8 protein-coding genes are annotated in these 12,187 nt (G+C 60.1%); 2 read left to right on the top strand and 6 right to left on the bottom strand.

What is annotated here, in order from left to right; translation table 11 throughout:
• Positions 1–83: 83 nt before the first annotated feature.
• The 4 genes from WA928_RS05985 to WA928_RS05970 all read right to left on the bottom strand — a co-directional run bounded on the left by WA928_RS05985 (position 84) and on the right by WA928_RS05970 (position 2,023).
• Positions 84–239, bottom strand: a complete 156-nt coding sequence (locus WA928_RS05985; RefSeq protein ID WP_424300833.1) for a hypothetical protein — start codon at positions 237–239, stop codon at positions 84–86.
• Between the two features lie 69 nt (positions 240–308).
• A complete protein-coding gene (locus tag WA928_RS05980; protein WP_350381751.1) occupies positions 309–548 on the bottom strand; it encodes a DUF2249 domain-containing protein in 240 nt (79 codons plus the stop codon).
• Between the two features lie 99 nt (positions 549–647).
• Complete coding sequence (locus WA928_RS05975; RefSeq protein ID WP_350381605.1) at positions 648–851, bottom strand: oxidoreductase-like domain-containing protein; 204 nt, start codon at positions 849–851, stop codon at positions 648–650.
• A gap of 17 nt (positions 852–868) precedes the next feature.
• The gene (locus tag WA928_RS05970) at positions 869–2,023 is read right to left on the bottom strand and encodes a cytochrome P450 (RefSeq protein ID WP_350381607.1); all 1,155 of its coding nucleotides are present in this window, start codon (positions 2,021–2,023) and stop codon (positions 869–871) included.
• Between the two features lie 304 nt (positions 2,024–2,327).
• On the opposite strand from WA928_RS05970, the gene clpB reads away from it, so the two are divergent.
• Complete coding sequence (gene clpB, locus WA928_RS05965; protein ID WP_424300828.1) at positions 2,328–4,919, top strand: ATP-dependent chaperone ClpB; 2,592 nt, start codon at positions 2,328–2,330, stop codon at positions 4,917–4,919.
• 280 nt (positions 4,920–5,199) lie between these two features.
• Here clpB and glnE read toward each other — a convergent pair whose 3' ends face one another.
• On the bottom strand, positions 5,200–7,953 hold the full coding sequence (glnE, locus tag WA928_RS05960; RefSeq protein WP_424300825.1) for a bifunctional [glutamate--ammonia ligase]-adenylyl-L-tyrosine phosphorylase/[glutamate--ammonia-ligase] adenylyltransferase: 2,754 nt from the start codon (positions 7,951–7,953) through the stop codon (positions 5,200–5,202).
• A gap of 79 nt (positions 7,954–8,032) precedes the next feature.
• Between glnE and WA928_RS05955 the strand changes: the two genes are divergently transcribed.
• Positions 8,033–11,665: a YhdP family protein gene (locus WA928_RS05955; RefSeq protein WP_424300822.1), complete on the top strand. Its 3,633-nt coding sequence runs from the start codon at positions 8,033–8,035 to the stop codon at positions 11,663–11,665.
• On the opposite strand, the gene WA928_RS05950 is transcribed toward WA928_RS05955, so the two are convergent.
• Positions 11,607–12,032 carry an Lrp/AsnC family transcriptional regulator gene (locus WA928_RS05950; RefSeq protein WP_424300819.1) on the bottom strand — a complete coding sequence of 142 codons (426 nt, stop codon included), beginning with the start codon at positions 12,030–12,032 and terminating at the stop codon, positions 11,607–11,609. The two genes, WA928_RS05955 and WA928_RS05950, sit on opposite strands and share 59 nt — an antisense overlap.
• Between the last annotated feature and the right edge of the window lie 155 nt (positions 12,033–12,187).

Genomic DNA, 12,187 nt, shown 5'->3' with positions numbered 1-12,187 from the left:
CGCCGCAGCTCGAATGCTGGAAACAACGCTGTGTGTGCGTTCAGGGCCTCGTCGGCGCACCCTGTATTGCGCCAGTGTCTGGCTCAGCGCCAGGTGTCGACGATGGTGGCTTTGACGGAGCCTTCGGACGCGTTCTTGCCGCCCATCAGGACTTTTTCCGCCTGGGTTGCTTCCAGGTAAGGGCTGACCTTCTGGAAGTGCGCTTTCGATACCAGGGTGCCGCGCCTGACGTTTCGCATCGACGATTACGGTTCGGCATGAAATGAAAAAAGCCACCGGCAGAGTGGCTTCTGGGTGGGTGCTTCCGGTCAGGGCACGATATGGAAATCGATCACGATCTCGCCCGGATTGCGTGCCAGGTATTCAAACTCGATGTTTTCGCCAAAGTGGCCTTTGAGTTGCTGCAGCAAGGGCAGGGGGTCGTGGTCGTTGCAAAAGCGCATGGTTTCGCCGGGCTGCAGGGCCGACAGTGCGCCAAAAATGGCGGCATGGCGAAAACGCTTGGCGATGCCACGGGCGTCCAGGGGATAGGTGTTTTCGGCAAACATAGGGATAGCGTCAGAGGCCACGGTGCGTTTTCCTGCAAAGATATATGGGAGAGTCAGATTATAAAAACAGGCGGTTCTTCAAACGGGCAGGAACCCTATTCACTGCGCGGGATCCCCGGACGTTTGTGGGGAGGTTTCCCGGTGGCGCTCATCCCATTCTTTGACTGCGTCGCGCCACGCGCGTTTTTCTTCGGCGTAGGTGTCAAACACGCAAGGGCAGCAGCCATTGCCGCAGCATTCGTTCAGGTCGGGCTCGATCGGCTCGGCCGGGCGGGGGTCTGCGTCTGTGGGGATGGAGGTCATGCCCCCATTTTATGCCTTCACGCCATCCTTAGCTGCAGGATCGCCTGCCGGTAGCCGCTGGCGGGATAGACGGCCGGTATGGGCGGATGCTCGTCACTGGGTTGCAGCCTGGTGGTGGCAGACAGCAAAGTCTTGATCATGTGCTCAAGCTCCAGACGTGCCAGGGGTGCCCCAGGGCACACGTGGATACCAGCTCCATACAGCAGGTTAAGGGATGGGTCGCGATCCAGCCGAAACTCGTCCGGGTCGCCAAAGACCGCCTCGTCGCGATTGGCTGACGCCCAGATCAGGGTGACACGGTCTCCGGCTTGCAGCTGTTTGCCCGCCACCTGCACCGGGCAGCGTGGGGTGCGCCGGTTGGCAATCAGCGGCGCGTGGATGCGCAGGATCTCGTCGTTGGCGGCACGGATCAGGCCTGGGTCCTGGCGCAAGGTGTCTTGCAAGGCGGGGTGGGTGGCCAGATAGTAGGCGATGATGCCCACGCTGGAGGCCATGGTGCCCAGCTCGCCCACGGTCCAGTTGCGCAAGATGCTGACGATCTCGTCTTCGGTGGGATGACGGCCGTGGATGGTGGCCTGCATCAGGCGTGAGGTGGCGTCGTCCGGTACCTGGTCGCCCGCCTGGCGGCGCTCTTTGAGCAGGTCGCGGATGGTTTGGTCAAACTCGGTGGCGACGGCGGCAATGGCATGGGTGTCACCAGACAGGGTAGCCACGTTTTTCTTGTGTATCCACTGGCGCAGGGGCTCGTGCAGGCTGTCTGGCCAGCCCAGAAACGCGCATTGCATCCGCAGGGCAAAGGGATGGGCCAGGCCAAACATGATTTCTACACTGCTGTTGTGCGGCAGCGCCCCCACCAGGTCATCACAGATTGCCTGGCACACCGGAGCAAACTCGGCCATGCGATCTGGCCCGAAGTATGGCTCGATCAGGGCCCGCCAGGCTGTGTGCTCGGGTGGATCCATGCTGTTGGGCACCGACACATGGCGCGAGGCCTGGCTGCTGAATGTATCGTGATCCATCACGATACGCATCACATCGGCGTGGCGAAACACCGAGTGATGCAGGTAATCGCTGTGCGCCACCGGGCAGCGCTGGCGCATGTGGTCGTATGCGGCAATGGGATCAGCCAGCACTTCTGGAGAACGGGGATCCCAGTCTTGGTGTGAGCTCATGATGACCCTTGTGGGCCCGGCAGCCGGGCCGTGAGATCTGTTTCAAATGGTGATGGATCAAGGGTAAACCCTGAATCAAGAAGAGCGTGCATGGTGATCCAATTTTTTCTTGAAGTCTTTGATCTAGCTCAATTTTGTGGTTCATCTCTGCGATATGCTGTGGTAGATCTGCCGCAAATTTCCCGGGTTTAAAGGGGGGCTCGCGGGCATCAAGCAGGCCTTGCGAAAGTCTTGAAAATCCGCTAATCAGCCGCATATATTGGATATTGGGGCGTAGGCCCCCTCCCAATACAGGGTTCCACTCATGCGATTCGACAAACTCACCACGAAGTTTCAGCAAGCGCTTGCCGATGCCCAAAGCCTGGCAGTGCGCAGCGACCATCCTTATATCGAAAACGCCCACCTGTTGTCGGCCCTGCTGGCCGACCAAGACAGTGGTACCGCCAGTTTGCTGGCGCGCGCCGGCGTAGCCGTGCCGCGGCTGCAGTCCGAGCTTGAGCGCCAGATCAAGGCCATGCCCACCGTCGAAGGTGCCGAGGCCAATGTGCAAGCCAGCCGAGATCTGCAATCCGCCCTGGCGCGTACCGATAAAGAGGCCGGCCGGCGCGGCGATACCTACATTGCCAGCGAGCTCTATCTGTTGGCCATGGCCGACGATAAGGGCGAGGTTGGCCGTGCACTGCACGAGGCTGGACTGCAGCGCAAGGCCCTTGAGGCCGCCATCGATGCCGTGCGGGGGGGCGCCAATGTGACGGGTGCCGACGATGAAGACAACCGCCAGGCACTTAAGAAATACACACTGGATCTCACCGCCCGTGCGCGTGAGGGCAAGCTCGACCCCGTCATTGGGCGCGATGATGAAATCCGTCGCACCATTCAGATCTTGCAGCGCCGCACCAAAAACAACCCCGTCCTTATCGGCGAGCCCGGTGTGGGCAAGACGGCCATCGTCGAAGGCCTGGCCCAACGTATCGTCAACGGCGAAGTGCCTGAAACCCTCAAGGGCAAGCGCATCCTGGCGCTGGATCTTGCCGGCTTGCTGGCCGGTGCCAAGTATCGGGGCGAATTCGAAGAGCGCCTCAAGGCAGTGCTTAAAGAACTGGCACAAGACTCCGGACAAACCATCGTCTTCATCGACGAGCTGCACACCATGGTGGGCGCTGGCAAAGCCGAAGGTGCCATGGATGCCGGCAATATGCTGAAACCGGCGCTCTCGCGTGGCGAACTCCATTGCGTGGGCGCAACTACCCTGGACGAATACCGCCAGTACATCGAAAAAGACGCAGCTCTCGAGCGCCGGTTCCAGAAGGTGCTGGTCGACGAGCCCAACGTCGAATCCACCATTGCCATCCTGCGCGGCCTGCAAGAACGCTACGAACTGCACCATGGTGTGCAGATCACCGACCCCGCCATTGTCGCTGCAGCAGAGCTCTCGCACCGCTACATCACCGACCGTTTCCTGCCCGACAAGGCCATCGACCTCATTGACGAGGCTGCTGCCCGCATCCGCATGGAGATCGATTCCAAGCCCGAAGTCATGGACAGGCTGGATCGCAGGATCATCCAGCTCAAGATCGAGCGCGAAGCCGTGCGCAAGGACACTGACGAAGCCTCCGAACGGCGCCTGAAAGCCATCGAGGAAGAACTCGAAACCCTGCAGCGCGAATACAACGACTACGAAGAAGTCTGGAAAGCCGAGAAAGCCGCAGTCCAGGGATCACAAGCCGTCAAAGAAGAAATCGAACAAGTCCGCGCCGAAATGGCCGAACTGCAGCGCAAAGGCCAATACGACAAACTCGCAGAGCTGCAATACGGCCGCCTGCCAGAGCTTGAAGCCCGCCTGCGGGCTGCCGAATCCTCTCCAAAAGATGCCGAAGCCAGCAAACCCCGGCTCCTGCGCACCCAGGTAGGCGCCGAAGAAATCGCAGAAGTTGTCTCGCGCGCCACGGGCATCCCCGTATCGCGCATGATGCAAGGCGAGCGTGCCAAACTGCTGGGCATGGAAGCCGTCCTGCACGAGCGCGTCGTGGGCCAGGACGAAGCCGTCCGGCTGGTGTCCGAAGCTATCCGCCGCTCGCGCGCTGGCCTCTCCGACCCCAGTCGCCCCTACGGCTCGTTTTTGTTTCTGGGCCCCACCGGCGTGGGCAAAACCGAGCTCACCAAAGCACTCGCGCGTTTCCTCTTTGATTCCGACAACCACCTTGTACGCATCGACATGAGTGAATTCATGGAAAAACACTCGGTTGCGCGCCTGATCGGTGCCCCCCCGGGGTACGTCGGTTACGAAGAAGGCGGCTACCTCACCGAAGCCGTACGCCGCAAACCCTATAGCGTCATCTTGCTCGACGAAGTCGAGAAAGCCCACCCCGACGTCTTCAACATCCTGCTCCAGGTACTGGATGATGGCCGCCTCACAGACGGCCAGGGACGCACCGTCGACTTTCGAAACACCGTCATCATCATGACCTCCAACATCGGCTCCCAGCACATCCAGAACATGGCCGACCAACCCTATGACGTCGTTAAAGAAGTCATCCGCGACGAACTCAAAACCGCTTTCCGCCCCGAGTTCCTGAACCGCATTGACGAAATCGTCGTCTTCCATGGCCTGGATGCCTCCCACATCGAGCCCATCGCCCGCATCCAGATCAAACGCCTGGCCGAACGCCTTGCTCAGCACGAAATGCGCCTGGAAATCAGCGACGATGCCATCAAGGAACTCGCTCGCGTCGGCTACGATCCCGTCTTCGGTGCCCGCCCGCTCAAACGGGCCATCCAGCAATACATCGAAAACCCTGTGGCCCGTCTGATCCTGGAAGGCACCTTCGGCCCCCGCGACGTCGTCCCCGTCGACTGGGATGGCGAGAAGTTCGTCTTCGAACGCACTCTTCAATAGGCCATAGTGGCACCAACACGCCACTCAACACTCGCAATCGAACAAAAGGGGCTTCGCACAATCCTTGCGCGAAGCCCCTTTTAACGTCGGCCCAGTTCAACCCAGCCCGGTACCCGCCCTACGGGAAATCAGCCTCTCGCCATCCGATCGTCGCATGCCGTCAATCGTGGAGCAGGGGGCTTGGGGGGCGCTGTTGGAGCCCATCCTCACCTCCATGGCGAAGCCGCCAAATTGCGACCTGCGCCCCCCAAGCCCCTTGCTCCGCGATGAGCGCCGAGTTTTAAACCTCCCCCAGCACAGCCCCCCAAAGCTCCCGAACCGCTTCCCGTTCCCGCACAAACTCTGTCATCGGCACCCGCGCCTTCTCCGCCCCCTGCAACCGCAACGCATGCTGCCGCCGCCGAAACACCCGGTACGCATCCGCCACATCCGCCGCCAGCAACCCCGAAATCAACCCTGCCTGCGCCGCCAACCCCAACAGCGCAATATTTCCCAAATTGCCCAGAAGCTCAGGATGCGCGCCCGCCTGGCTCAGCACCAGGAACTGGGTGATGAACTCAATGTCCACCATCCCCCCCCGGTCGTGCTTCAGATCGAACTCTCCACTGCGGTTCGGATGCCCCTGAGAAATCTTCTCCCGCATCGCCAGCACATCCCGGCGCAAAGCCTCCGGATCCCGGGGCAACAACAAGATCCGCTGCCGGATATCATCAAAACGCTGCCCGATAGCTGCATCGCCTGCCACAAAACGGGCCCGCGTCAGCGCCTGATGCTCCCAGGGCCACGCCTGGTTCAGCTGATAATGCTCAAACGCATCAATCGGCAAAGCCAGCAGACCGGCGTCTCCGTCCGGGCGCAGGCGCAGATCAATCTCGTACAGTCGGCCCGAAGACGTCAGCGTCGATAACCACGAGGCAATCCGCCGTCCCAGCTTCGCATATCGCTCGCTTGCCTCCTGATCTGGATCGTCGTACAGAAAAACAAGATCCAGATCCGAGGCATAGCCAATTTCCTTGCCTCCCAGCTTGCCATACGCGATGATCGCAAAATGTGGTGTACCTGGATCTGCCCGGCGTTCTCGCGGCAACACCTGTGGCCATACCCGGTGGATTGCCTCTGCCAGCATCAGATCAGCCAGTGCGGATAAATGATCTGCCAGGCTTTCCACACTTACTACGTTTTCCAGATCCTGCGCCAGCAGCTGGAAAGTCACCTGATGCTGAACGTCCCGCATAAGATTCATCTGCTGCTCGATATCAGGCTGCCCGTCGGGCAGCCGGCAGGCATCCAGATCACTGCGCAACTGTTGTGCCAGTGCCGGGAAATCCGGAGCTTCCATCAGGCTGTGCCATTCGATCAGGCCATCCAGCAGCAGCGGATAGCGGCTGAGGAACTGAGACGCCCAGGGGCTGGCACCGATAAGACGCGCCACACGTGCCAGCGTTTCGGGGTATTCGGCCAGCAGTGCCAGATAGGCGCTGCGTTGTGCGATCTGCTCTACCAGGCTCAGCAGGCGCAATAAAGTGGAGGGGGGATCTTGCGTGGTGGCGGCTGCCTTGCTTAGACCCGGCAATAGCGCGTGCAAGCGCTGCAAGCTGGTACGTGGCAGGCTCTGGATGCGGTGGCTGTCCAGCAGAGCGTCGATCTGCTTTTGCATCTCGTCTGCCTGAGCTTCGCTAAGCCCTGTGGGTGACGTGCCCGGGGGGTCCACAGGTACTTCTTCCGGTGCCGCTTCGTCTCCCATGCCGGCGATGCGAAACGCGTTCTGGAAGCACTCCGATACCATCTGCCGGTGCGCACCCAGCGTGGCCTGAAAGTGCGTTACATCGGGATGCCCCAATGCAGTTGCCAGTGCTGCCAGCTGGTCCGTGTGATGTGGCAGCAGATGGGTCTGTTCATCCTCGCGGTACTGCAGCACGTGCTCGAGCCGGCGCAGATAGACATACGCGGCTTCGAGGCCTTTTGCCTGATGGTCGTCCAAAATACCGGCACGATATTGCTTATGCAAGGCAGCCAGCAGATTGCGCTGCTGCAAGGAGGGCTGCCGCCCACCGCGAATCAGTTGGTTGAGCTGCACCACGAACTCGATCTCGCGGATGCCGCCTTCGCCCAGCTTAATATTGTGCTGTGTGTCCACGCCATGACGTGCCTGTGCGCGGCGCTGCCAATCCGTGCGGATGCGCTCGCGCAATTTGCGCAGGGATGCCAGGGCATCGAAATCAAAATACTTGCGATATACAAACGGGCGGCGCAGTGACTCCAGGGTCTGTGTGTGGCTTGTCCAGTTGACTTCATCAAAAATAGGGCAGGGAATAGCACGTGCCTTAAGCCAGGCGTAGCGCTCCCACTCGCGCCCTTGCGCCACCAGGTAGGTTTCCAGCGCCGCAAAGCTCCAGGCCAGAGGGCCTGCGTCCCCATCGGGCCGCAGGCGTAAATCGGTGCGAAACACATAGCCATCGGCATCCTGCTCGGAGAGGATCGGCATCATTAAGCGGCACACCTTGGCATAAAACTCGTGGTGGCTGATAGGACGGCGTCCGTCGGTTTCACCTTCCTCGTCGTACAGCATGATGAGGTCGATATCCGAGGAGACGTTGAGCTCCTTGCCCCCCAGTTTGCCCATCCCCAAAATCAACATGTCTTGTGGCGCACCTGTCTCGGGGTGGCGCGGCATGCCGTGTGCGTCCATCAGGGTACGCATGGCACAGGCGTACGCTTGCCCGATCGACAGGTCGGCCAGGGCTGACATGGCCGCAACTACTTCATGTAAAGGGGCTGTGCCTGCAATATCGCGTACCATCAGGGCGTAGAACACCCGCTGGCGGACATGTCTGAGAATGCGCTGCAAAGCTGGACGATCCGGCGCAGACTGCGCACCAAGCTCTTCTTCGAACCATGCCTGCAGTGTTTTGCGGCCAACGGCGCCTGAGCAATCCTGCAGCAATCGAGTCTCGGCGTCCGGATGCGCCATCAGGTGGCGGCGCAAGGCGCCAGACCACAGTAGGGCGGGCTTTAATATAATGGCTTCAGACATCGGGTCCATCGCGGTTTGGGTGGGCGGGCCCTGACAGGGCCAGGCCCACAGGGGGCTTTAACATACTGCAAAATCTGGCATGCGCCAATTCATATCAAAGCTTACCTGGCATACCCACCGATGGCTGATCACGCTGCTGGTTGGTTTGTACTTTGTGCTGGGCTTGTTGCTTCTGGCGGGCCGCTACTGGATAGCGCCCCACGTCGATAACTGGCGCCCGCAAATTGCCCAGCAGTTGTCGCATATGCTGGGCGAAACCGTCACGCTGGGCTCCGTCCAGATCTCCTGGCAGGGCTGGCGCCCTCAGTTCAATTTGCGCGATATCCAGATTCTGGCGCAAGACGGACGCCTGCTGATGTCCGTGCCCCGCGTGGATGCGCAGCTGGATTGGACAGCGCTGCTGCCCGGGCATGCGGGTGCCCTGCGGCTTCTGGTGCAAGGCATGAATCTTGACGTTGCACGCACGCACGCCGGCCAGCTGCAGGTGCTTGGCCAGTCTTTTTCGCTTGATTCTACCGGGCAAACCGGCCAGGTACCCACCTGGCTAGGCTGGGTGTTGGCGCAACCGCTGATCGAGTTTCGCGATCTGGGCATCACTTGGCGCGACCAACTGCGTGCAGCACCTGATCTTCACCTCTCTGGCGTGCATGCACTGCTGCGCCAACAAGAAGGTGGCCTGGGGATTTCGCTGTCGGCCAAAGCGCCTGAAGTCGGTGAGGGTCAATTGGCCCTTCGAGCTCAACTGGCCGAAGTGCAGGCCCTTGTCCAGGGACATGTGGGGTCGAAATGGCGGTCATGGCTGCAATTATCCGGTGTTTCGGTAGATCGCTGGCGCCAGTGGCTTGAGATCCCCGCGGCCATGCAGCAGGGGCAAATGGATGCGCAAATCTGGGTGCAGTCTGCCCCCGGTGGTCCGCGTGTGACGGCGCTGCTGGGCGTGCAGGGGTTCCGCTGGCAGGCGGGTGCTCGGGATACCTTCAACGTGCCCCAGGCCCAGGCCTGGTTGCAAGGCCACCTTGGCCAGTGGCAGGCGCTCTCACGTGGGCAAAACGCTGGGCCGGCAGGCCTGGCCTTTGATGTCCGTTCGCAGGGTACCTATCTGGTTCAACCCGACTGGTTTGATGTACCGCTTGCCCTGGGCGTATTGGCGGCCCGCGGCTCTGTGCGCCACGACACTGCCTGGTCGGTTCAGATCGATCAGCTCAACTGGCAAAACAACGACATCACCATGCAGGCGGCAGGCAGCTGGGCGCAGCAGGGATTGGCCGGCCTGGCAGATTTCACGGGCACCATCCAGCAGGCCAAGCTCAATGCGATTCACCGGTATTTGCCGCGTGAAGTCAATGAAGATGCTCGCACCTGGCTGGCTCGGGGCTTGCAGGCTGGCGTGCTCAAGCAAGGGCACTGGCTGCTGAAAGGCGATCTCTCCCGGTTTCCCTTTGGCGACCAACCCGATGCAGGGGATTTTCAGGTGGCGGGCAATTTTCAGGGTGCCCAGATCGAGTTTGTGCCGGACGCGCCCAAAGATCATGCCTGGCCTTTGTTGCATCTGGCAGAGGGCGCCGTGGATCTTCGGCGCATGGATCTGCAGCTCCAGGCAAGTACGGCCACGATGCAGCCGGAGCCAGACAAAACCATCCATCTGAGCGGCCTGCGAGCCCGGATTCCGAATCTCGAACACGATGCCACACTCACTGTTTCTGGACACACCGAAGCGGATGGCGACGTCTATATGGATCTGATTCAGCATTCGCCATTGTCCAGGATGCTGGATGAGGTCTTTGACGAGGCCACCGCCACTGGCGAGTGGAAAATGCCCTTGTCCCTGAAAATACCGCTGCTGCATGTCGATGACAGTCAGGTGCAGGGGCGTATCGATGTCGATCAGGCCAGCTTGCAGTTTTTGCCACAGGCGCCGGTATTCGAGCATCTGTCAGGCCAGATCCACTTCAACGAGCACGGTGTGCAATTGGCCCAGCCGCTGAAAGGCCGGCTGCTGGGGGGCGCCCTGACAGTACAAGGTACCTTGCAAGGCGGCCACGAAGCCCAGGATGGCTTGCGTTTCCAGGGGCACATGACCGCCAGCGCCCTGGCAGAATTTGTGGGTGTGCCCGGTATGCAGCGGCTATCTGGCAAGCTGGCATATCGTGCGCAATTGCGCCGCGAAAAAAGCGACTACACCCTGCAGCTGGATTCTGATACCCAGGGTCTGGCGCTTGATTTTCCAGCCCCGTTGGCCAAACCTGCCGCGCAGCCCCGCAGCCTGCATGTGCGCTGGACAGATGCCGACCCCCAAGACGATATGCTCGAGGTGCGCCTGGGTGATGCGGTGCGGGTACAGATGCGGCACCGGCGCAAACAACGCCAGGGTCCGTATTTCCAGCAGGTGTTGGTGGGCGTTGGAGAAGCCGCAGATGACCAGATGCCGGGATTGCGCATTGCCTTCAAACATCCTTTGCTGGATCTCGATCTCTGGAATCGTATCGTCGATGAGTTTTCTATTCCCCGCCGTGGCCATTCAACGGTACATGCCGGGCCCAGACCCTTGTGGCCCGACCTCTCCCTTTTGGCCGTTCAGGCAGAACAGCTGCGGCTTTTTTCCACACGCCTGGATCAGGCTGTCTTGCGTGTCACGCGCACGCCCGAAGACCAGTGGTCGACGAACCTGCGCTCTAAACAAACCGTGGGCACAGTTAAATGGCGTGAACTCGATGGCCGCGTACAGGGTGCCGTGTCTGCCCGGTTTGCGCGCCTGAGCCTTGGCGATGATGCCCGTGACAAAAGCTCGTTGCTGCCGGATGTGCAAGACACGGAAGACCAGCCGCTGGACGATAATCTCGAAATCCCGGGGCTGGTTTTGCAGGCGGACGATTTCTTGCTGTATGGTCGCAGCCTTGGTGCGCTGCAGATGGATGGTGTGCGCGAGGAAGCAGGCAAGGCCTGGCGCCTGAAGCGCTTGCAGATTGGCAATAAGAACGCACAACTCAAGGGCACCGGCATGTGGCGCTTGCGTGGTGCCGATCGGGGTCTGCACCTGAAGGCTTTGGTAAAAACGCAGGATTTGGGCGCCTGGCTTGATGCCGCTGGCTGGACTGGCTTGCTGGCGGGTGGGCAGGGAACCCTGGACGGCCAGTTCTTCTGGCGCAACTTGCCCTGGCGCAAGGACAAGGCCGACCTGCAAGGGGTTGTTCAGGTGTCCCTCGATAAGGGCCGTTTGCTCAGCGTCGGCTCCAAATCAGCCAAGTTGCTGGAGCTTTTATCCTTGCAATCGATCATGCGCCTGAACCGACTGGATCAGGGGCTTACCGGCTTGCCCAAGGATGGCTTTCCGTTCGACAGTCTGCGCGGCACGCTGCGCCTGGACGGTGGGGTGGCCCGGATACAGGATTACAAGGTGATAGGGCCTGTCGGTACTGCCTTGCTGGATGGCCATACCAACATCATCAACGAGTCGCTTGATCTTCAAGCCGTTGTGGTGCCCAACCTGGATGTCAGTGGTGCTGCCCTGGCGGCGGGGATTGCCATCAACCCCTTGGTGGGGCTGGGGGCGTTTATTACGCAATGGCTGCTTAAGGCTCCGCTGGCCAAAGCCATGACCGTGCGCTATCACGTCACGGGTACCTGGGATGATCTTGTTATTAAAGAAACGCCTGTCAACGCAACTGCACAGTCTTCAGATGCAGGCTCGTCTCCGTCGCCGAAATCCCCTTGATCAGGCGGATGCGCTCCAGCGCATCTGACAAATGGGCAAAATTACTGACGCGTAACTCGGCCAGCATATCCCAGCGGCCATTGGTGTCATGCAATGCCCATACGGCGGGCTCGCCCGATAGCGCATGCACGATGCGGGAAGTTTCGTGGCCCTCGATGGCGATGCTCATCCAGGCGGTGACTTCCTGCCCCTGGGGTTCGGCCTGCACCCTGACGGTGTAGCCCAGGATCTGGTGGTTGCTTTCCATGCGTTTGATGCGGTTGCAGACCGTGCCGCGCGATACCTTGAGTTTTTTAGCCAGAGTGGCGGCAGAGATGCGGGCATCGGCGCGCAGGTAGGCAAGAATTTCGTGGTCGAGAGAATCCATATGGACGGTTTCCTGATGTTTCGCTAATCTGGATGTGTAAATTGTACAAAATATTAGCCATTATTATTGATTTTTGACACTATGAATTGATCAGACGATTGAGAATAATAAAGACAGTCTAGACAGGATCGTTATAGTTCATCAGGAGACACACC

Source organism: Castellaniella sp. (assembly GCF_049651205.1).
Lineage (GTDB): Bacteria > Pseudomonadota > Gammaproteobacteria > Burkholderiales > Burkholderiaceae_B > Castellaniella.
The sequence above is the reverse complement of the archived record's forward strand: the minus strand, read 5'-3'. Positions and strand labels throughout refer to the sequence as shown.